This is a genomic window from Azospirillum mesophilum (genome assembly GCF_053470405.2).
The window spans coordinates 118,034-138,586 of record NZ_JBPXMQ020000007.1; the positions used below are offsets into that span (position 1 = coordinate 118,034).

Here is a 20,553-nt window from a genome sequence, read left to right on the forward strand (position 1 = left end):
GGGTGTCGAGCAGGGTTCTGGCCGCCGGCCTGTTGGCTGGTTGCGCCATGACGACGGTTACTCTTGCCCTTTCCCAAGTGGGCTGGGCCCAGACCGGCGGGGCCAAACCCGGTTCCTTCGGTGATCGGACCGTGGTCGCGCAGATGTTTTCTGGCGGCACCATCCGCGACATCCGTGTGGAAGGGGTTCAGCGCATCGAGCCCACGACCGTGCGCTCCTACCTGTCGGTGTCGCCCGGCGATCCCTTCGATCCCGACCGCATCGACCAGTCGCTGAAGAACCTGTTCAACACGGGTCTCTTCGCGGATGTGGTGCTGAAGCGCGATGGCGACGTGCTGGTGGTCGCGGTGGTCGAAAACCCGATCATCAACCGCATCGCCTTCGAAGGAAACCGGCGCATCGAGAAGGAGAACCTGGAGAAGGAAATCCAGCTCCGTCCCCGCGTCGTCTACACGCGCACCCGCGTGCAAAGCGATGTGCAGCGCATCCTGGACATCTATCGCCGCCAGGGTCGCTTCGCCGCGACGGTTGAACCGAAGATTATCCAGCTCGACCAGAACCGCGTCGACCTGGTGTTCGAGATCAACGAAGGCCCGCGCACCGGCGTGCGCCGCATCACCTTCGTCGGCAACGAGAAATTCTCCGACGGCTCGCTGCGCGAAGCCATTCAGACGAAGGAGACCGCCTGGTGGCGGTTCCTGACGTCCGACGACAATTATGATCCGGACCGTCTGAACTATGACCGCGACCTGCTGCGCCGCTACTACCTGAAGGAAGGCTACGCCGACTTCCGCGTCGTCTCCGCCGTTGCGGAGCTGACGCCGGACCGCGAGGATTTCGTCATCACCTTCACGGTGGACGAGGGCGAGCGCTACAAGTTCGGCAAGGTCGACATCAGCAGCACCCTGAAGGCGCTGGATCCAGAGCAACTGCGCAGCGTGATGACCACGCGCGAAGGCGACTGGTACAACGCCATGGAGGTGGAGAACACCATCAACAAGCTGTCGACCGCGGTCGGCGACTTGCAGTACGCCTTCGTTGACGTGCGGCCGCGCATCACGCGCAACCGCGAGAACCAGTCGATCGACATCACCTACGAGATCGTCGAAGGCCCGCGCGTGTTCGTGGAGCGCATCGACGTCAACGGCAACGTCCGCACGCTCGACAAGGTCGTCCGGCGCGAGATGCTGGTGTCGGAGGGCGACCCGTTCAGCGCCACGAAGCTGCGTCGGTCCGAACAGCGGATCAAGGATCTCGGCTACTTCGAGAAGGTGAACATCACAACGGCCGAGGGGACCGCCCCCGACCGGACCGTCGTGAACGTCGAGGTGACCGAGCAGTCCACCGGCGAAATCGCCATCGGTGCCGGTTACTCGACGACCGACGGCCCGTTGGCCGACTTCTCGATCCGCGAGCGCAACCTGCTCGGCCGCGGCCAGGACCTGCGCTTCGGCGCCACGGTGTCGAAGCGCAGGCAGGAATACGACGTCTCCTTCACCGAGCCGTACTTCCTGGATCGCGACATTTCTGCCGGTTTCGACGTCTTCCGGATCACCCGCGATTACCAGAGTGAGAGCTCGTTCAACGAAAAGGACACGGGCTTCGCGCTGCGCATGGGCTATCCGCTGACCGATAACCTGCGTCAGCGCGTCTACTACCAGCTGCAGAACACGGACATCACCAGCGTCCCGACGACGGCGTCGATCTACATTCAGCAGCAGAAAGGCGCCCGCCTGACCTCGCTGATCGGCCAGGAGCTGACCTACGACCGGCGCAACAGCCGCCTGGACCCGACGGACGGCTACTACATCCGCCTGACCAACGATGTCGCCGGCGTGGGCGGCAACGCCAAGTTCCTGCGCAACCGCCTCGGCGCCGGTTATTACCTGCCGGTGTTCGACGAGAGCTGGGTTCTCAGCGCCTCCGGTGAGCTGGGCTACATCGTCGGATGGGGTGGCGAGGATGTGTTCCTCGCCGACCGCTTCTTCATCGGCGGCGACACGCTGCGCGGCTTCAAGACCGCCGGCATCGGCCCGCGTGACCTGCGGACCGGCGACGCGCTGGGCGGCACGCGCTACGCCCGCGGATCGGTCGAGATGAACTTCCCGCTCGGCCTGCCGGAAGAGTTCGGCCTGAAGGGACACGCCTTCACCGACTTCGGCACGCTGGGCAAGGCGGACATCAACGACCCGCTGGTCGCGGACAAGGAGTCGCTGCGCGTGGCAGTCGGCACGGGCGTTTCGTGGCGGTCGCCGTTCGGCCCGATCCGCCTTGATTTCGCCGTGCCGGTCCGCAAGGAATCGTTCGACAAGACAGAAATTTTCCGTTTCAGCTTCGGAACCAGGTTCTAACGATGAAGTTCAGCAAGATCAGGGCGCTGCTCGCCGCCGGTGCGGTGTTGGCGGGTGTGGCCTTCACCGCTCCGACGGCGTTCGCCGAGGACAAGAAACCCGACCTCAAGGCGCCCGTCATCGCGGTGGTGGACGTCCAGAAAATCATGCAGGAGTCGACCGCCTCCAAGGGCGTTTCGAAGTCCTTCGAGTCGCTGCGCGACACCTATCAGAAGGAAATCTCCTCGCTGGAGGACAAGCTGCGCAAGTCCGAGGAGGAACTGCGCAAGCAGCAGACCGTCCTGGCGCCGGACGCGCTCGCCGCGAAGCGCCGCGACTTCGAGAAGCAGGTCGCGGACGTGCAGAAGACCGTTCAGGCCCGCAAGCGCGTCCTGGAAAACGCCCTGAACGAGGCGATGGCGGTCGTCCACAAGAGCATGGTGGAGGTTGTCGCCGAGGTGGCCCGCGAGCGTGGCGCCAACCTCGTCCTCGCCCGCCAGCAGTTCGTGCTTGTGGACACCCAGCTCGACGTCACCGACACGGTGATGGAGCGGGTCAACAAGAAGCTGCCGCAGGTCGCGCTCAATATTCCGAAGCAGTAAAGTTTTGCGCAGCCTCCGTGTTGCGTGGAGCGGGCCGTCATCGCCTGTACAGGTGGTGACGGCCTTTCGGTTTGGCGGGCGTGGCGATTGATAAATCCCCGGAAATGGGGCACAACGGGCGGCACCCCACGGCCCGCGCACGGCGCGTGGCAAGGGCGAACCCGGAGACTTGAAAGGCGAGCGGCCGGACCATGGATGTGACGGCGGAAAACAACAAGATGGCCGACATCGACATCACGCGGATCATGCAAATGATCCCGCATCGCTATCCGATCCTGATGATCGATCGCGTGATCGACGTGACGCTGGGCGAGAGCGCCACGGGCGTCAAGAACGTCACGATCAACGAGCCGTACTTCCAGGGGCATTTCCCGTCGCGTCCGGTCATGCCCGGCGTGCTGATCATCGAGGCGATGGCCCAGACTTCCGCCGTTCTGGTGGTCGCCACGCTGGGTGCCGAATCGGAAGGCAAGCTCGTCTATTTCATGACGGTGGACGAGGCCCGCTTCCGCCGTCCGGTGACGCCCGGCGACACGATCCACATCCATGTGACGAAGCAGCGCCAGCGCGCCAACGTGTGGAAGTTCAAGGGCGAAGCCAAGGTCAACGGTGTCCTGGTCGCCGAAGCCGTCTACTCCGCCATGATTCTGGACGAGAAATGAGCGTTTCCATCCACCCGAACGCGGTCGTCGATCCGGCGGCCAAGCTGGGAGAGGACGTCTTCATCGGTCCCTTCTGCGTGGTCGGTCCGGACGTCGAACTCGGCGACCGCGTGCGACTGACGTCGCATGTGGTGGTCGAGGGGCGGACCAAGATCGGCGAAGAGACGGTCGTCTATCCCTTTGCGTCCATCGGTCACCGGCCGCAGGACCTGAAGTTCAAGGGAGAGCGGTCGGAACTGATCGTCGGCTGCCGCAACCAGATCCGGGAGCATGTCACCATGAGCCCCGGAACCGAGGGCGGCGGCTTGGTCACCCGCGTCGGGGACAACGGTCTGTTTATGGTCGGCGTCCACATCGCGCACGATTGCATCGTCGGCAACAACGCGGTTCTGGCGAACAACGCGACGCTGGCCGGCCATGTGGAACTGGGCGACTTCGTGACGATCGGCGGCCTCTCCGCCGTGCACCAGTTCGTCCGCATCGGCTCGCACGCCATGATCGGCGGCATGTCGGGCGTCGAGAAGGACGTCATTCCCTACGGCCTCGTGATGGGCGAGCGGGCGCGTCTGGCTGGCCTGAACCTCATCGGGCTGGAACGCCGCGGCTTCGGCAAGGAGGACATTCACGCCCTGCGCGCCGCCTACCGCTTGCTGTTCGGGCCGGAAGGCACCTTCGCTGAGCGTTTGGAGGAGGTGGACCGCGATTTCGGCGCGAAGTCGCTGGTGACCGACGTGTTGGAATTCATCCGGTCCCGCGCTTCGCGGTCGCTCTGCCAGCCGCGTGACAGCTGACCGGCGGCCTCCCGGAGGGGGAGTTCAGTCCGTGCCGCAGCCTCCCGTTAAATTGGGCATCCTGGCCGGCGGCGGCACGCTGCCCGCGCGGATCGCCGCTGCCGTTCGGGGCCAGGGCCGCGAGGTGTTCGTGGTGGCCTTCGACGGCCACACCGACCCCGCCACGGTCGAGGGTCTTCCGCATCTGTGGAGCCGCTTCGGCGCGGCCGGCAGCATCATCGCCCGGCTGAAGCAGGAAGGCGTGGGCGAACTGGTCTTCGCCGGACCGGTGCGGCGCCCATCCTTCACGGAATTGCTTCCCGACTGGTACACCACCAAGTTCCTGGCCAGAGTCGGCACCCGTGCGCTCGGCGACGACGGGCTGCTTCGCTCCGTCGCCCGGCAGTTGGAGGAGGACGGCTTCCGCGTGGTCGGCCTGCACGAACTTCTGGGCGAGTTGCTGACCCAGCCCGGTCCGGTCGGCCGACTCATTCCGGACGCGGAGGCGGAGCGCGACATCGCGCGCGCCGTGGAGGTGGCTCGGGGGCTGGGCGCGCTGGATGTCGGGCAGGGGGCGGTGGTGCAGCAGGGAATCGTGCTGGCCGTGGAGGCTGTGGAGGGTACCGACTCCATGCTGGCGCGCTGCGCCGACCTGAAACGGCCGGGGCCGGGAGGGGTGCTGGTCAAGGTGAAGAAGCCGCAGCAGGACAGGCGGCTCGACCTGCCCACCATGGGCGTGACCACGGTGGAGAACGCTGCCCGCGCGGGCCTGCGCGGCATCGCGGTGGAAGCCGGCGGTAGCCTGCTGGTGGACCGGGCGGCGGTCGCCGAGACGGCGGATCGGTTGGGGCTGTTCGTGGTCGGCATCACGGTTCCCGCGGAGTCGGGGGCGTGAGCGAGCCCCTGCTGTTCCTGATCGCCGGGGAGCCATCCGGCGACGCGCTCGGTGCGCGGCTGATGGCGGCGTGCAAGCGCTTGACCGGCGGCCGCGTGCGCTTCGCCGGGATCGGGGGCGAACGGATGATCGCGGAGGGGCTGGAAAGCCTTTTCCCCATGGGCGAATTGACGCTGTTTGGCGTCTTCGAACTGCTGCCCCACCTGCCGAACCTGCTCCGTCGGATGGACCAGACGGTTGCCGAAATCCTGCGGCTGCGGCCGGATGCGGTGATCGGCATCGATTCGCCGGGCTTCACGGTCCGCATCGCCAAGCGCGTGAAGGCCGAGGCGCCGGGCATCGCGCTGATCCACTACGTCGCCCCGACCGTTTGGGCCTGGAAGCCCAAGCGCGCGGCCAAATACGCGGCGATCTACGACCACCTGCTGGCGATCCTGCCCTTTGAGCCGCCCTATTTTGAACGCGAGGGGCTAGCTTGCAGCTTCGTCGGCCACTCGGTGGTCGAGAGCGGCGCGGGGCAGGGCGATGCAGCCCGCTTCCGCGCGGCGCACGGCTTGCCCGACGAGGCCCGTGTCGTCGCCGTGCTTCCCGGCAGTCGGAAGGGCGAGGTGAGTCGGCTGTTGCCGGACTTCCGCGCCACGCTGGAACGGCTGCTTCCGACGCACCCAAATCTGGTCACCGTCGTTCCGACCGTGGCGACCGTCCGCGACCGGGTCGTGGCGGCGACAGCGGATTGGCCGCTGCGGACCGTTGTCGTGGAGGGTGACGCGGCCAAGTACGACGCCTTCGCCGCGGCGGAGGTCGCCCTGGCCGCCTCCGGTACCGTGGCGCTGGAATTGGCGCTGGCCCGGCTGCCGTCGGTGATCGCCTATCGGCTGAATCCGGTGACCGTGGCCTTGTACCGGCGCTTCATCCGGGTCAAATATGTCAATCTCGTCAACCTGATGCTCGACCGCATGCTGGTGCCGGAACTGCTTCAGGAGGACTGCCGGCCCGACCGGCTGGCCGAGGAATTGGCCCGCCTGCTCGACGACCCCGCCGCCCGCGCCGCCCAGGTGGACGGCGTGGCCGAGGTGGCCCGCTGGCTCGGCCAGGGGGGAACCCCGCCGAGCGAACGTGCTGCCCGCGTGGTTCTGGACGTGGTCGGCAAAAGCCAAAAAACGGGAGAAGAGACCCAATGAGCGACTATCGCCTCCTCCACACGATGCTCCGGGTGTTCGACCTGGAGAAGTCGATCGATTTCTACACCCGCCTGCTCGGCATGAAGCTGCTGCGTCGCAACGACTATGAGGGCGGGCGCTTCACCCTGGCCTTCGTCGGCTACGGCGACGAGAAGGACACGGCGGTGCTGGAACTGACCCACAACTGGGACCAGGCCGAGCCCTACACCATCGGCTCCGGCTACGGTCACATCGCCATCGGCGTGCCGGACATTTACGCGACCTGCGAGCAGCTTGCCAAGGAAGGCGTGAAGATTCCGCGCCCGCCCGGCCCGATGAAGCACGGCTCCACCGTGATCGCCTTCATCGAGGATCCGGACGGCTACAAGGTCGAGCTGATCGAGAAGAAGTAAGGCCCTTCGCCTTCAGATGTTGCGGTAGAAAAGGACGGTGGGGTGATAGCTGCCGTCCTTTTCGATTGTGTAGCCGGGGATCTCCCCGGCGCGTGTCCATCCTGTCCGTTCATAGAAGGGCTCGCCGAAGTCGCCCTTGAGCGTGTCGAGCACGAGCAGCTTCCGGCCCAGCCCGCGGCCATCTCCTCCAGCGCGGACATCAGGCTCCTGGCGACGCCCCGCCCGCGATGGTCGCGGTGTACCATCAGCTTCTGAACCTCCGCCCGGTGGGCCCCGTTGGGTTTGGTGCACAAGGCCAGTTGGACGCTGCCCAGCACGGCGCCGTCCGGTCCGCGCGCGACCAGCAACCGGTGGGTTCCGCCCGCCAACAGTTGGTCGACGCCGTCCCAGTATTGACGGTTCAGCGCGGGAGACAGCGGAGCGTGATAGCCGATGGAGGCGCCGCTCCCCACGGCATCCTCCAAGAGCGCTTCCAGGGCCCCGCGCAGCGACGGGTCATCAAGCCTTTCGATTGCGGTGATCATCGCAGAAGTCCGGTTCGTGGTCGTCACGGCCCAAGCCTGCCGAGGCAGCGCCAGCGGGGCAATTGACTTCGCGCGGAAAGGGTGTGAGGAATTCTCACATCACAAGCTGTCCACTGCATGCCGCGTCTTCCCTTCACCGCCCTGGCCGCCTTCGAAGCGGCGTCCCGACACGGCAGCATGACGCGCGCCGCCGAAGAGCTTGGCTTGACCCACGGCGCGATCAGCCGGCAGATCGGCGACCTCGAAAAGCGGCTGGGCGTCCGCTTGTTCGACCGCACCGCCAAGGGCCTTGTGCTGACGGACGCCGGGAGCGACCTCGCGCGGTCCTGCACCTCCGGCTTCGGGCGCGTTCAGGAGAGCTGGGACCGCATCGCCACCAGCGGCCCCGAACGGCTGCGCGTGGCCGCCCCGCGGGCCTGGGCGGCGCTGTGGCTGGTGCCCCGGCTCCAGCGTTTTCTCGACCGATGGCCGGACTTGCGGGTGGACGTCGAAGGCGGAAACGCCGACCGGCCGTCGGAGGCTGAAACGGGATGGGCGGTCATCCGCTACGCGCGCGGTGGCGAGAACATTCCGGATGGCACGCTGCTGTCGGACGAGCCGCTGTTCCCCGTTTGCGCGCCGACCCTCGCTGACGCGCTGATGGAACCCAAAGATCTGCGGCGGCATCGGCTGCTGCATTTCCACCAATCTCCGGATTGGAGCCTGTGGCGAGCCGCGACCGGCGTGGACATCGACATGGCCCAGGGGCTCAGCTTTTCCGATTCCACCATGGTGTTGCAGGCGGCCATGGCGGGACAGGGGGTGGCGCTGGGGCGGCCGTCGCTGGTGCTGGATGCGCTGGAAGGGGGGCGGCTGGTGTGCCCGTTCGGCCCACCGGTGCCGGTCGGCGACCGCTATGTGCTGACGGCGCCCGCCGAGGGGCGGGGACGGCGCGTGCATCGCGCCTTTCGGACGTGGCTGCTGGAGGAGGCGGCAGCGGACCGTGCTCGGGCCGGGCGGTTGATTCCCGGATGCGATTGATCCCTGGACCGTGAAGGGTCAGATCAGCAGCAGGCCGGCCAGGGTCGCCAGGATCAAGGTGTAGACCACAATACGGCGGAGCCGCCGGGACAGGGGCGGCTTGTTGTCGTTCGCGGCGGGCAGGGTGCGAACCCGCCGCGCCGGAACGATGTACGCAGCCGGGCTGCGGGCGGCCCCATCGGAGCCGCCCGTCCCGAAATGCGCTGTCGGCCGATTAGCCACGCTGGGCCAGCGGCACGAACGGCCGCTTGGTCTCGCCGGTGTAGAGCTGACGCGGACGGCCGATCTTCTGGACCGGATCCTCGATCATCTCCTTCCACTGGGAGATCCAGCCGACGGTGCGGGCCACGGCGAACAGCACGGTGAACATGCTGGTCGGGAAGCCCATCGCCTTCAGGATGATGCCCGAGTAGAAGTCGACGTTCGGGTACAGCTTCTTCTCGACGAAGTACTCGTCTTCCAGCGCGATGCGCTCCAGCTCCATCGCGATGTCGAGCAGCGGCTCGTCCTTGATGCCCAGCTCGGCCAGCACTTCGTGGCAGGTCTTGCGCATGACCTGGGCGCGCGGGTCGTAGTTCTTGTAGACCCGGTGACCGAAGCCCATAAGGCGGAAGTTGTCGTTCTTGTCCTTGGCGCGGCGAACGATTTCCGGAATGCGATCGACCGAGCCGATCTCCTCCAGCATCTTCAGCACGGCCTCGTTGGCGCCGCCGTGGGCCGGACCCCACAGCGAGGCGATGCCGGCGGCGATGCAGGCGAACGGGTTGGCGCCCGACGAACCGGCCAGACGGACGGTCGAGGTCGAGGCGTTCTGCTCGTGGTCGGCGTGCAGGATGAAGATCTTGTCCATGGCCTTGGACAGGATCGGGTTGACCTTGAACGGCTCGCAGGGCGTGCCGAAGGTCATGTACAGGAAGTTCTCCGCGTACGACAGGTCGTTGCGCGGGTACATGAAGGGCTGGCCGACCGAGTACTTGTAGGCCATCGCGGCGATGGTCGGGATCTTGGCGATCAGGCGGTGCGCGGCGATCTTGCGCTGCACCGGATCGTCGATGTCGGTCGAGTCGTGGTAGAAGGCCGAGAGAGCGCCGACGACGCCGCACAGGACGGCCATCGGGTGGGCGTCGCGACGGAAGCCGCTGTAGAAGCGGGTCAGCTGCTCATGCACCATCGAGTGGCGGCGCAGGATGCTCTCGAACTCCTCCTTCTCCTTGGCGTTCGGGAGATGGTTGTTGAGGAGGAGGTAGCAGACTTCCGGGAAGGTGGAGTTCTCGGCCAGCTCGTCGATGGCGAAACCGCGGTGCAGCAGGACGCCCTCGTCACCGTCGATGTAGGTGATCTGGGATTCGCAGCTGCCGGTCGAGGTGAAGCCCGGATCGTAGGTGAAACAGCCGGTTTCGGCGTACAGCTTGCGGATATCGATCACGCTCGGCCCGACCGAGCCGTGCATCACCGGCAGGGTGACCTGCTTGCCGGTGCGGTTGTCGATCAGGGTAAAGGTATCTTTGGCCTTGCTGTCCGCGGTTTGGGTCATCTCGGCACGTCCTTATCTATTAGGGTTGGGGCTTACCGCCCTTTTCGAATCGGCGCAGCATAGTTCCATGCCGTAAGGATATCAACGCACGGAAATTATCTTTGTGCTGCACCTGCGGCATCGGCCATGCGCGCCAGCGTCTCGTCCCGGCCCAAAAGTTCCGCGACCTCGAAGATCGGCGGCGACACGGTGGCGCCGGTCAGCGCGGCGCGCAGCGGTTGCGCGATCTTGCCCAGCTTCTCGCCCTTCTCCTCGGCGAAGCTCCGGACGCGAGCCTCCAGGGCGGCGGCGGTGAAGTCCGGTTCGGCCTGGAACAGGGCGGCGAGATCGGTCAGCAGGCCGCGCCCCTTCTCGTCCAGCAGCGCTGCGGCCTTTTCGTCCATGGCGAGCGGGCGGGCGGTGACGTAGAAGCGCGCGCTCTGCGCCAGATCGACGACGGTGCGGGCGCGCTGCTTCAGGCCGTTCATGGCCCGCGCCAGCAGGTCGCGTTCCGAGTCGGTCAGGCTGCGGCCGAACTCGGCCTCCAGGCGCGGAACGATCAGACCCACGAGTCGCGCGTCGTCGGCCTGGCGCATGTAGTGGGCGTTCAGGTTCTCCAGCTTCGCGAAGTCGAAGCGGGAGGGAGAGCGGCCAATGCCCTCAAGGTTGAACCACTCGATCGCCTGCTCGGTCGAAATGATCTCGTCGTCGCCGTGCGCCCAGCCGAGCCGCAGCAGGTAGTTGCGGATCGCCTCGGGCAGGTAGCCCATGTCCCGGTAGGCGTCCACGCCCAGCGCGCCGTGGCGCTTCGACAGCTTGGCGCCGTCCGGCCCGTGGATCAGCGGGATGTGGCCGAACTCCGGCAGGTCCCAGCCCATGGCGTTGTAGATCTGGATCTGGCGGAAGGTGTTGGTCAGGTGGTCGTCACCGCGGATGACGTGGGTCACGCCCATGTCATGGTCGTCCACCACCACGGCCAGCAGGTAGGTCGGCGTGCCGTCCGCGCGCAGCAGGATCAGGTCGTCGAGCTGCGCGTTCTGCACCCGCACCTCGCCCTGAACGCGGTCCTTCAGCACCGTCTCGCCCTCTTGCGGGGCCTTCAGGCGAATCACCGGCTTGACCCCGGCGGGCGCCTCCGACGGGTCGCGGTCGCGCCAGCGGCCGTCGTAGCGGATCGGCTGGCCGGCCGCCTTCTGGGCCGTGCGCATCTCGTCCAGCTCTTCGGGGCTGGTGTAGCAGTAGTAGGCCTTGCCGGCCTCCAGCATCTGCTTGGCGACCTCGGCGTGGCGGTCCTTGCGGGCGAACTGGCTGACGGCGTCACCGTCCCAGTCCAGGCCGAGCCAGGACAGGCCGTCGAGGATCGCGTCCACCGCGGCGTCCGTCGAGCGCTGGCGGTCGGTGTCCTCGATGCGCAGCAGGTACTTGCCGCCGGTGTGGCGGGCGTACAGCCAGTTGAACAGCGCGGTGCGGGCGCCGCCGATATGGAGAAAGCCGGTGGGCGACGGGGCGAAACGGGTGACGACGGTCATCGGTGGCTCAATTCCGGGTTCAGCACTGCTACAGTGGTGCGGTGGTGTAACACATTAGGCGCGTGTGGGGCATTTGCCATGCGCGCATGGGCGCCAGAATAGGCCAGAATGGGATGGCGTGGCGGTGACCGAAGGTCTATTGGACGAGGATGGGGCGTACCCTGCGCAGGACGAGCCCCGTCCGGGACCGGTCGCCCGTGCGCTGGGCGGGCTCGCCGGGCTTCTGGCCGCCGAGCGGGAGCGCTGGGCGCTCTGGGCGCCGGTCGGCGTCGGCGGTGGCGTTGCGCTGTATTTCGCGTTGCCCACCGAACCGCCGCTGTGGCTTGGGCCGTCCGCAACCATCCTGTGCCTTCTCGCGCTGTGGGTGTTGCGCCGGCGGCTCGGTGCCGTGATAGGGTCCGTGGCGCTGCTGAGCGTCGCGCTGGGCTTCGCCGTGGCGCAGACCCGCACCGCGATGGTCGCCGCCCCCATCCTGACGCGCGACGTGGGACCGGCCATGGTCACCGGGCGCGTCCTGTCGGTGGAGCGGCAGCCGGCTGGCGCGCGCATGCTCGTCGGCGATTTGTCGGTCGACAAGCTGAAGCCGGAGGCGACTCCGGCCAAGGCGCGACTCCGGCTGCCGGCGAAGTTCGTGCCGCCGGAGGCCGGGACCGTGGTCCGGATGCGCGCGGTCCTCCATCCGCCGGCACCACCGCCGGAACCGGGCGCCTTCGACTTCCAACGCCGGGCCTTCTTCCAGGGCTTCGGCGCGGTGGGATTCGTGCTGGGCACGCCGGAGGTTCTGAACGCGCCGCCGGTGTCCGGTTGGGACGTCGTTACGGTCGCCTTCGACCGGGCGCGCGCGGTGATCGCGGAGCGGGTGCAGCGCGCCATTCCCGACCCGGTGGAAGCCAGCGTCACCGCCGCCCTGCTGAATGGGGAGGAGGTGGCGATCCCGGAACCGGTCATGGACGCCTTCCGCAACAGCGGCCTCGCGCACCTGCTGTCCATCTCCGGCCTGCATGTGGGCATCGCGGCCGGCATCGTCTTCTGGGTCGTGCGTGCCCTGCTGGCGCTGGTGCCCTGGATCGCGCTGCGCTGGCCGATCAAAAAGATCGCGGCGGCGTTCGGCATCGTCTCCGCCATGGCCTACACGATGCTGGTCGGGGCGCCCGTGCCGACGGTGCGGTCGGTGCTGATGACCGGGCTGATCATGGGGGCGGTGATCGCCGACCGATCACCGCTCAGCATGCGGCTGGTCGCCTTCGCCGGGATCGTTACCGTCCTGATGGAACCGGAAGGCATGCTCGGCCCCAGCTTCCAGATGTCCTTCGCGGCCGTGGTGGCGCTGATCGCCGTCTTCGAGGTCGCGAATCCGGTGCTGGTTCGGTGGCGAAAGGGGGCGGGATGGCTCCTCCAGGGTCTACTGCATCTGGCCGGCATTGCCTTCACCAGCGTGATCGCGACGCTCGCGACGACACCGTATTCGCTGTTCCACTTCCAGCAGGTGGCTTTCTACGGCGTGCTGTCGAACATGGTTGCCATTCCCGTGACCTCCGTCTGGGTCATGCCATGGAGCCTGATGGCCTATCTGCTGATGCCCTTCGGGCTGGAGGCGCCGGCGCTGATCGCGATGAACTGGGGCGACCGGCTGGTGATCTGGACGGCGGAGGTCACCGCAGCCCTACCCGGAGCCGCCATCCTCATCCCGGCCATGCCCGGTTGGGGCATCGGGGCGGTGACGGGCGGCGGCCTGTGGCTGGTGATCTGGAGCGGGCGTTGGAGGATGCTCGGCCTCGTGCCGATAATGGCCGGAATGTTGTCGCCGGCGCTGACTCCTCGACCGGACATCCTGGTCACCGGCGACGGAACGGTGATGGCCGTCCGCACGGCGGAGGGACATCTCAGCCTGTCGGCCAAGGCCGACGGACGCGCGGCGGAAACCTGGTTGCGGCGGGACGGGCGCGAGGGGCCGGCGGATGTTTGGCCGCCGGAGGGCGTCAGCCTCGACGGGCGGCTGCGTTGCGACGTGTTGGGATGCGTTTACCGGCTGAACGGCCGGACCATCGCTCTGCTGCGCACGCCGGACGCCTTGCCGGAGGACTGCACCCTCGCCGACGCGGTGATCATCGCCGAACCGGCGCGTGGGTGCCGGGCGCCGCTGGTCATCGACCGCTGGCGCCTGCGCCGCGAGGGAGCGCAGGCGCTGTACGTCTCCATGAAGGGCGTACGCGTGCAGAGCGTCCGGGACGTACGCGGCGACCGCCCGTGGACGATGCCGCGTTGATCGTCCGTAGTCTCAGTACTTCCGAACCAGCCCGACGAGACGGCCCTGGACGCGCACCCGGTCGGCACCGAAGATGCGGGTCTCGTAGGCGGCGTTGGCGGGTTCCAGGGCGATGGTGTTGCCCTTGCGGCGCAGCCGCTTGAGCGTCACTTCGGCTTCGTCCACCAGGGCCACGACGATGGAGCCGTTCTCAGCCCCGTCGCAGCGTTGGATGATCACCGTGTCGTGGTCGAGGATGCCCGCCTCGACCATCGAGTCACCGGCAACCTCCAGCGCGTAGTGGTCGCCCGTGCTGAGCATGGCGGCGGGAATGTCCACGTAGGCCGAGTTGTCGCGCAACGCCTCGATGGGCGTGCCGGCGGCGATGCGGCCGTAGAGCGGGAGTTGCACCGTTTCCGACGCGGGGTTCGCCTCGCGGCCGGCGAAGGCGAAGTCGCCCTTGATGACGTTCGGCTGGAACTTGGCGCGCGGGGGCCGGCCGCGGCCGGCCTCCAGCCCCTCCGGCAAGCGCAGTACCTCCAGCGCGCGGGCGCGGTGGGGCAGGCGGCGGATAAAGCCGCGTTCCTCCAGGCCCGTGATCAGGCGGTGGATGCCGGACTTCGACTTGAGGCCGAGCGCGTCCTTCATCTCGTCGAAGGAGGGGGACACACCGCCCTGACCAAGCCGCTCGTGGATGAAAAGCAGCAATTCATGCTGCTTGCGCGTGAGCATTTGTGCCTCCCGGCCGGTGCCGCACTGGACATGGAACAAAAGTAAAACGTTCCACTCTGTTCTAGTTTGGTTCCCAACCGCCGTCAAGCCCCGGAAGACGTGGCCCAACACAATTCCGCGGCATCTTTTACAGAGAGAGTACACCGCCCGAGAGTGGGATGACCGGAACGCGGTCGCCGGGCTCTGCCGCCGGGGCGTTGGGCGGGCGCCGGATCAGGCAGTCGGCCTTGGCGAGGCGCGACATCATGGCGTTGTCCTGGCGCGGGAAAGGCGTCGCGACCGCGTCCCCGCAGGAATCCAGGGTCAGGGCGGCGCGCACGAAGTCTTCGCGCGAATCGTTGGCCTTCAAGGGCGCGTCAAGTCTTGCCCATTGGGGAGCGTCGTCGGTCGGCAGTCCCTGAAGAACGCGCAGGATCGGCTGCAGGAACAGGACGGCGGCCACGCCCGTGGACACCGGGTTGCCGGGCAGGCCGAGCAGCGGCACCGCACCGCCCGTGCCGAACATCATCGCTTTGCCCGGCTTCATGGCGACGGCGGTGAACGCGAGGCTGAGGCCGCCCAGGACGTTCCGCACGAAATCGTAATCGCCCTGGGACGCGCCGCCCGTCGTCACCAGCAGGTCGCAGCCCGCCGCGCCGGCCGCCATGGCGGCGAGGCTTGCCGGGTCGTCCTTGGCGATGCCGAGATTGTGCGCGATGCCGCCCTGAGTCGCGACCAGCGCGCAGAGGCCGAGCGCGTTGGAACTGACGATCTGGCTCGGCCCCAGCGGCTCGCCGGGAAGCGCGATCTCGTCGCCGGTGGCCAGCACCGCGACGCGCGGGCGCCGGTGCACGCGCAGCCACGGCACGTTCGCGCAGGCCGCCAGCGCCACATCGCGCGCGGTGATCAGCCGGCCCTTCGGCAGAAGCTCCTCGCCGACGGAGAAGTCCAGCCCAGCGGGGCGCACGAAACGGCCGGCGGGCACCGCGCGCCCGATCCGCACGCGATCATCCTCGGTCTCGGTGTCCTCCTGCATGACCACGGCATCGGCACCGGCGGGCAGGGGGGCTCCGGTGAAGATGCGCGCGACCTCGCCCGGCCCGACCGTTCCGGTGAAGGCGTGGCCGGCGGAGGCCTCGCCAACGCGGCGCAGGGTGACCGGCGCGCCGGCCTCCGCCGTTGCAATGTCGGCGGCGCGGACGGCCCATCCGTCCATGGAGGAGGCCGCGAAGGGCGGCTGGGTCAGGCGGGCGACGAGCGGTTCGGCAAGCACGCGGCCCAGCGCGTCGGGCAACGCCACCGTCTCCGCCGGCAGGGGCGAGAAGGCGGCGAGGACGCACGCGCGGGCCTCCCCGACTGAAATCATAGCGGCCGAAATCACGGGGCGGCTCCCCACTCGCCGCTCTTGCCGCCGGCCTTGTGGACAAGGCGCACGTCGGTGATGGTCATGCCCTTGTCCACCGCCTTGCACATGTCGTAGACGGTCAGGGCGGCGATGGACACGGCGGTCAGCGCCTCCATCTCCACGCCCGTCTGGCCCTTCAGCTTGCAGGTGGCGGTGATGTCCACGGCGTTGCGGTCGGGGTCGCAGGTCAGGTCCACCTTGACCGAGGTGAGCGCCAGCGGGTGGCACAGCGGGATCAGGTCCGGCGTGCGCTTGGCCCCCATGATGCCGGCCAGCCGCGCCACCGACAGCACGTCGCCCTTCTTGACCCCGCCCTCCAGGATCAGCTTCAGCGTCTCCGGCTGCATGATGACGGAGCCGCGCGCGGTCGCCGTGCGCTCCGTCTCCGCCTTGTCGGAGACGTCCACCATCACGGCGCGCCCCTCGGAATCGAAATGCGTGAAGCCGGTCATAGGGCCTCCAGGGAAGGATCAGGCGGGGAAGGGTCAGGCGGGGGCGAGAAGGGCGCGGGTGGCGGCGGTCACGTCCTCCTGGCGCATCAGCGACTCGCCGACCAGGAAGCAGCGGGCGCCGACGGCAGCCATGCGCGACAGATCGGCGGGGGTGTAGAGCCCGCTCTCCGCCACCAGCATGCGGTCGGTCGGGACATGGCGCGCCAGCTCCTCCGTCGTTGCGATGTCCACCGCGAGCGTCTTCAGGTTCCGGTTGTTCACGCCCAGCAGCGGGGTCTTCAGCGCCAGCGCGCGGTCCAGCTCCTCGCGGTTGTGCACCTCGACCAGCACGTCCAGGCCCCAGGCGATCGCCGCGTCTTCCAGCTCCGCCGCCTGAGCGTCGCTCAGCGCCGCCATGATGATCAGGATGCAGTCGGCCCCCAGCGCGCGGGACTCCGCGATCTGGTAAGGATCGACCATGAAGTCCTTGCGCAGCGCCGGCAGGTCCACCGCGGCGCGGGCGGCCACCAGATACTCGTCCTTGCCCTGGAAATAGGGCTCGTCGGTCAGCACGGACAGGCAGGTGGCGCCGCCCTCGCGGTAGGCGCGGGCCAGCGTCGGCGGGTCGAAGTCGGCACGGATCAGCCCCTTGGACGGGCTGGCCTTCTTGATCTCGGCGATCAGGCCGTAACGCCCGTCGGCGACCGTGTTGCGCAGCGCGCGGACGAAGCCGCGCGTCGGCCCGGCCTCGCGGGCGGCGGCCTCCACCTCCGACAGGGGGCGGGCGAACTTGCGGGCGAGGACCAGCGCGCGCTTGTCGTCGCAGATCTTGGTCAGAACGTCGCTCATGGTGCGGCAGCCGCCTCGTTGGTGATGGAGACAAGGCGCTGGAGCACCGCGCGGGCGCCGCCGCCGTCGATGGCGTGGCGGGCCTGTTCGACGCCTTCCTTCAGGTCGCCCGCCTTGCCCGCGACGAACAGCGCAGCGGCGGCGTTCAGCAGGACGATGTCGCGGTAGGGACCGTGGGCTCCGTCGAACAGGGCGCGGATCGCCTCCGCGTTCACATGGGCATCGCCGCCCTTCAGGTCGTCCGGGCGGGCGCGGAAGATGCCGGCCTGTTCCGGCTCGATCTCGAACACGGTCACCTCGCCGTTCTTCAGCTGGGCGACGGTGGTCGGGCCGGTGGTGGTGATCTCGTCCAGCCCGTCGGAGCCGTGCACGATCCACGCGGCCTCGGAGCCGAGCCGCTTCAGCACATGGGCCAGCGGCTCCACCCACTGCTTGGCGAAGACGCCCAGCACCTGGCGCTTGGCGCTGGCCGGGTTGGAGAGCGGCCCCAGCAGGTTGAACACCGTGCGCGTGCCCAGTTCCACGCGGGTCGGGCCGACGTTGCGCATGGCGAGGTGGTGGCGCGGCGCCATCAGGAAGCCGATGCGCGCGTCCCACAGCGCCTTGCGCACCAGCGCGAAGTCGCAGTCCAGGTTGACGCCCAGCGCTCCCAGCACGTCCGCGGCGCCCGATTTCGACGACATGGCGCGGTTGCCGTGCTTGGCGACCGGCACGCCGCAGGCGGCAACCACAACAGCGGCGGCCGTGGAGATGTTGTAGGTGCCCGACCCGTCGCCGCCGGTGCCGCAGGTGTCGATGGTGCCTTCGGGCGCCTCGACCGGGATGGCCTTGGACCGCATGACGCGGGCGGCCCCGGTGATCTCGTCCACGGTCTCGCCGCGCACGCGCAGAGCCATCAGGAAGCCGCCCATCTGCGACGGCGTGGCGTTGCCCGACATGATGATGTCGAAGGCCTGCGACGCCTCCGCCTCGGACAGGGCGTTGCCGGCCGCGACCTTGGCGATGATGGCCTTCATGTCGTTGAGGTCGCCGTGGGGGGCTGGCGTGCTCATGCGGCGCTCTCCAGACCGGACTTGAACGGGGGACGCGTGACGTCGAGGAAGTTCTTCAGGATCGTGTGGCCGTGCTCGCTCTCGATGCTCTCCGGGTGGAACTGCACGCCGTGGATCGGCAGCTCCTTGTGGGACAGCGCCATGATCAGGCCGTCCTCGGTTTCCCCCGTCACCTCCAGGCAGGAGGGCAGCGAGGCGCGCTCGACGATCAGTGAATGGTAGCGGGTGGCCCGGAACGGGGAGGGCAGGCCCTTCAGCACGCCACGCCCGGCGTGAAGCATGCGGTCCACCTTGCCGTGCATCGGCACCGGCGCGCGCACGACTTTGCCGCCGAAGGCCTGCCCGATGGCCTGATGGCCCAGGCACACGCCCATCAGCGGCACGCCGGCCTTGGCGGCGGCGTCGATCAGCGGCAGGCAGATGCCGGCCTTGTCCGGGTCGCAGGGGCCGGGCGACAGGACGATGCCGTCGGGGCGGAGCGCCAGGGCCTCCTCCACCGTCAGGCTGTCGTTGCGGCGCACGTCGATGTCGGCGCCCAGCTCGCCCAGGTAATGGACGAGGTTGTAGGTAAAGCTGTCGTAATTGTCGATGAGCAGCAGCATGGGGCGCCCCAGCATCCTTCCGGCCAGTCGGGCCGAATCATCGTTCCGGCCTTGTTCCAAGGCGCGTACCCTAGCCCGTGAAGCCGTGAAATTCCAGCATCACCGGCACACGAGCTGCGGCGGATTGCGAGGGTTCTCGACGAAGGCGCCGCGCTGGTCGATCTCGAAGGTGAACTGGCAGCGGCGCACCTCACGCGGCAGATCCAGTGCGATGGTCGCCTGGGTGCCGGCGTAGCTGCAAATCACGAAGACGTTCTCCCGGCGCGGGCCGATGAAGTCCCACATCTGGGTTTCCGACCGACCACGCCGCAGGCTGCGTTCCGGCGCCAGGGTCGCCGGGGCGGGGGAGGCCATCTCCTTCGCCCGGTCGCCTTCCACCAGCGACATGGTGGAGAAGACATGCGAGTCCTTGGCCGGGTAGGGCGACCAGCCACCCGGCGCCTCCGGCTGCGCCTGCACGGTGAGGCTCGGCGGGCAGCGGACCTCCGACGCGACGGCAGAGCCGGCCGCGAGCAGCGTGGCGAGGATGATCGCGAGGCTTCGCATGGTGGTCACAGCATAGTCTCAGCTGGCGCGCTTCTCCACCCCGCTCGGCTGTTGCAGGGGCGCGGGCGTGATGCCACCCTGCGCGCCGAAAGACAACACGGGTTCGAGACACCACCCCATGGCCAGCAAGACGCCGCGCAAGCCCCGGAAGGCCGCGGCCAAGACGCCGTCCATCAATCCCATACTGCTGGCGCTGGCGGCGGTCGCGACCGTCTTCGCGGTCGGACTCGGCGCGCGGTTCCTGATCGGACGCGACGCCTCCGAAACTGTGCAGACGGTCGCGCAACGGCCGGAACCGCCCCCACCGCCGCCTTCCAAGGCGCAGCCGACTCCGCCCCCCGTCGCCGAGCCGCCGCAGGTCGTCACCGAGCCCGAACCGGGCCAGCCGGCCGACGAACCGGAAACCGAAACCGCGACCGCGCCTCCGACTCCCACCCCGCTGCCTCCCCCGAAGGTTCCGGAGCCGTCGCAGAAGCCGGAAGTGGCGATGCTGCCCCCGCCCATCGCGCCTCTCATCGCGCCGGTGCAGCCGCCGGCCGGCACGCCGCTGTGGAAGAAGAATTCGGTGCCGGCCAGGGTGCCGCCGGACCGCCCGGCCATTGCCATCGTCATTGACGACATGGGCGTCGACCGCAAGCGCTCCACCCGCGCGGCGTCCTTGCCGGCGCCGCTGACGCTGGCGTGGCTGCCCTACGCCCACGACCTGTCGGCCCAGGCCCGTGCCGCCCGTGCCTCCGGCCACGAACTGCTGCTGCACATCCCCATGGAGCCCGGCGGCACCGCCGATCCAGGCCCCGACGCGCTGCTGGTGAAGCTCGACAGGGGAGAAATCCTGCGGCGTGCCAAAGCGGCGCTGGACAGCTTCGACGGCTATGTGGGTGTGAACAACCACATGGGCAGCCGCTTCACCTCCGACCCCAACGCCATGGCGCCCGTCCTGACGGAGATCGCCAAGCGCGGCCTGCTGTGGCTGGACAGCCGGACGACTCCGAAAAGCGCCGGTCTGACCATCGCTCAGCAATTGAAGATGCCCTTCGCCGGCCGCGACGTGTTCCTGGACAACGAGATGACGGTCCAGGCGGTGCGCGCCCAGCTTGCCAAGACGGAGCAGGTCGCCAAGCACCAGGGTTTTGCCATCGCCATCGGCCACCCGCACGATGCGACAATCGAGGCACTGGCGTCCTGGCTGCCGGAGGTGCAGAAGCGTGGCTTCGTGCTGGTCCCGGTCAGCGCGGTCGTGCGCGCCCAACACGCCGGTGGATGAAGGCCGGTGGATGAAGAAGGAGACGAACGA

General features: G+C 68.2%; 21 protein-coding genes and 1 pseudogene. 10 read left to right on the plus strand and 12 right to left on the minus strand.

The features are described 5' to 3' along the window. The first annotated feature begins 47 nt into the window (after window positions 1–47). The 7 genes from bamA (at window position 48) to gloA (ending at window position 6,832) form a co-directional block, all read left to right on the plus strand. Window positions 48–2,351: an outer membrane protein assembly factor BamA gene (gene bamA / locus ACSVC7_RS10115; protein WP_448202923.1), complete on the plus strand. Its 2,304-nt coding sequence runs from the start codon at window positions 48–50 to the stop codon at window positions 2,349–2,351. Between the two features lie 2 nt (window positions 2,352–2,353). Then, entirely contained in the window at window positions 2,354–2,932 is a 579-nt protein-coding gene (locus ACSVC7_RS10120; RefSeq protein ID WP_448202922.1) for an OmpH/Skp family outer membrane protein, read from the plus strand. Window positions 2,933–3,123: 191 nt separating this feature from the next. Then, complete coding sequence (gene fabZ / locus ACSVC7_RS10125; RefSeq protein WP_448202921.1) at window positions 3,124–3,594, plus strand: 3-hydroxyacyl-ACP dehydratase FabZ; 471 nt, start codon at window positions 3,124–3,126, stop codon at window positions 3,592–3,594. Continuing rightward, a complete protein-coding gene (gene lpxA, locus ACSVC7_RS10130; protein WP_448202920.1) occupies window positions 3,591–4,385 on the plus strand; it encodes an acyl-ACP--UDP-N-acetylglucosamine O-acyltransferase in 795 nt (264 codons plus the stop codon). Before fabZ ends, lpxA begins: the two co-directional genes overlap by 4 nt. Window positions 4,386–4,416: 31 nt before the next feature. Then, window positions 4,417–5,259: an LpxI family protein gene (locus ACSVC7_RS10135; RefSeq protein WP_448202919.1), complete on the plus strand. Its 843-nt coding sequence runs from the start codon at window positions 4,417–4,419 to the stop codon at window positions 5,257–5,259. Continuing rightward, complete coding sequence (gene lpxB / locus ACSVC7_RS10140) at window positions 5,256–6,440, plus strand: lipid-A-disaccharide synthase (RefSeq protein ID WP_448202918.1); 1,185 nt, start codon at window positions 5,256–5,258, stop codon at window positions 6,438–6,440. The genes ACSVC7_RS10135 and lpxB overlap by 4 nt, the downstream gene beginning before the upstream one ends. After that, window positions 6,437–6,832: a lactoylglutathione lyase gene (gloA, locus tag ACSVC7_RS10145; RefSeq protein WP_448202917.1), complete on the plus strand. Its 396-nt coding sequence runs from the start codon at window positions 6,437–6,439 to the stop codon at window positions 6,830–6,832. Before lpxB ends, gloA begins: the two co-directional genes overlap by 4 nt. Before the next feature lie 12 nt (window positions 6,833–6,844). Here the strand turns inward: gloA and ACSVC7_RS10150 are convergent, their stop codons facing one another. Together ACSVC7_RS10150 and ACSVC7_RS10155 are read right to left on the minus strand one after the other, a co-directional pair. Continuing rightward, complete coding sequence (locus ACSVC7_RS10150) at window positions 6,845–6,985, minus strand: hypothetical protein (RefSeq protein ID WP_448203177.1); 141 nt, start codon at window positions 6,983–6,985, stop codon at window positions 6,845–6,847. Window positions 6,986–6,999: 14 nt separating this feature from the next. Further along, a pseudogene (locus ACSVC7_RS10155) lies at window positions 7,000–7,356 on the minus strand (GNAT family N-acetyltransferase); the annotation flags it as partial. A 117-nt stretch (window positions 7,357–7,473) separates the two neighbouring features. On the opposite strand from ACSVC7_RS10155, the gene ACSVC7_RS10160 reads away from it, so the two are divergent. Beyond that, on the plus strand, window positions 7,474–8,376 hold the full coding sequence (locus tag ACSVC7_RS10160) for a LysR substrate-binding domain-containing protein (protein WP_448202916.1): 903 nt from the start codon (window positions 7,474–7,476) through the stop codon (window positions 8,374–8,376). A gap of 18 nt (window positions 8,377–8,394) precedes the next feature. Here ACSVC7_RS10160 and ACSVC7_RS10165 read toward each other — a convergent pair whose 3' ends face one another. From ACSVC7_RS10165 to gltX, 3 genes are all read right to left on the minus strand, one after another. After that, window positions 8,395–8,598, minus strand: a complete 204-nt coding sequence (locus ACSVC7_RS10165; RefSeq protein WP_448202915.1) for a hypothetical protein — start codon at window positions 8,596–8,598, stop codon at window positions 8,395–8,397. Then, window positions 8,591–9,910 (minus strand): citrate synthase, encoded by a 1,320-nt coding sequence (gene gltA / locus ACSVC7_RS10170; RefSeq protein WP_448202914.1) that lies wholly within the window; start codon window positions 9,908–9,910, stop codon window positions 8,591–8,593. The genes ACSVC7_RS10165 and gltA overlap by 8 nt, the downstream gene beginning before the upstream one ends. A 95-nt stretch (window positions 9,911–10,005) precedes the next feature. Continuing rightward, window positions 10,006–11,418: a glutamate--tRNA ligase gene (gene gltX / locus ACSVC7_RS10175; protein WP_448202913.1), complete on the minus strand. Its 1,413-nt coding sequence runs from the start codon at window positions 11,416–11,418 to the stop codon at window positions 10,006–10,008. 124 nt (window positions 11,419–11,542) lie between these two features. Between gltX and ACSVC7_RS10180 the strand changes: the two genes are divergently transcribed. After that, window positions 11,543–13,684, plus strand: coding sequence for a ComEC/Rec2 family competence protein (locus ACSVC7_RS10180; protein WP_448202912.1), 2,142 nt, complete (start codon window positions 11,543–11,545; stop codon window positions 13,682–13,684). A 12-nt stretch (window positions 13,685–13,696) separates the two neighbouring features. Here ACSVC7_RS10180 and lexA read toward each other — a convergent pair whose 3' ends face one another. The 7 genes from lexA to ACSVC7_RS10215 form a co-directional block, all read right to left on the minus strand. After that, the gene (lexA, locus tag ACSVC7_RS10185) at window positions 13,697–14,395 is read right to left on the minus strand and encodes a transcriptional repressor LexA (protein ID WP_448202911.1); all 699 of its coding nucleotides are present in this window, start codon (window positions 14,393–14,395) and stop codon (window positions 13,697–13,699) included. A gap of 127 nt (window positions 14,396–14,522) precedes the next feature. After that, complete coding sequence (locus ACSVC7_RS10190; protein WP_448202910.1) at window positions 14,523–15,755, minus strand: molybdopterin molybdotransferase MoeA; 1,233 nt, start codon at window positions 15,753–15,755, stop codon at window positions 14,523–14,525. Next, complete coding sequence (moaC, locus tag ACSVC7_RS10195) at window positions 15,752–16,231, minus strand: cyclic pyranopterin monophosphate synthase MoaC (RefSeq protein ID WP_448202909.1); 480 nt, start codon at window positions 16,229–16,231, stop codon at window positions 15,752–15,754. Before moaC ends, ACSVC7_RS10190 begins: the two co-directional genes overlap by 4 nt. Window positions 16,232–16,264: 33 nt before the next feature. Continuing rightward, window positions 16,265–17,059, minus strand: a complete 795-nt coding sequence (trpC, locus tag ACSVC7_RS10200; RefSeq protein ID WP_448202908.1) for an indole-3-glycerol phosphate synthase TrpC — start codon at window positions 17,057–17,059, stop codon at window positions 16,265–16,267. After that, window positions 17,056–18,111 carry an anthranilate phosphoribosyltransferase gene (trpD, locus tag ACSVC7_RS10205; protein WP_448202907.1) on the minus strand — a complete coding sequence of 352 codons (1,056 nt, stop codon included), beginning with the start codon at window positions 18,109–18,111 and terminating at the stop codon, window positions 17,056–17,058. The genes trpC and trpD overlap by 4 nt, the downstream gene beginning before the upstream one ends. Next, on the minus strand, window positions 18,108–18,713 hold the full coding sequence (locus ACSVC7_RS10210) for an anthranilate synthase component II (protein WP_448202906.1): 606 nt from the start codon (window positions 18,711–18,713) through the stop codon (window positions 18,108–18,110). Before ACSVC7_RS10210 ends, trpD begins: the two co-directional genes overlap by 4 nt. A gap of 99 nt (window positions 18,714–18,812) precedes the next feature. Beyond that, window positions 18,813–19,259, minus strand: coding sequence for an STY0301 family protein (locus tag ACSVC7_RS10215; RefSeq protein WP_448203170.1), 447 nt, complete (start codon window positions 19,257–19,259; stop codon window positions 18,813–18,815). 118 nt (window positions 19,260–19,377) lie between these two features. Between ACSVC7_RS10215 and ACSVC7_RS10220 the strand changes: the two genes are divergently transcribed. Next, window positions 19,378–20,523, plus strand: coding sequence for a divergent polysaccharide deacetylase family protein (locus ACSVC7_RS10220; protein WP_448202905.1), 1,146 nt, complete (start codon window positions 19,378–19,380; stop codon window positions 20,521–20,523). Window positions 20,524–20,553 lie beyond the last annotated feature (30 nt).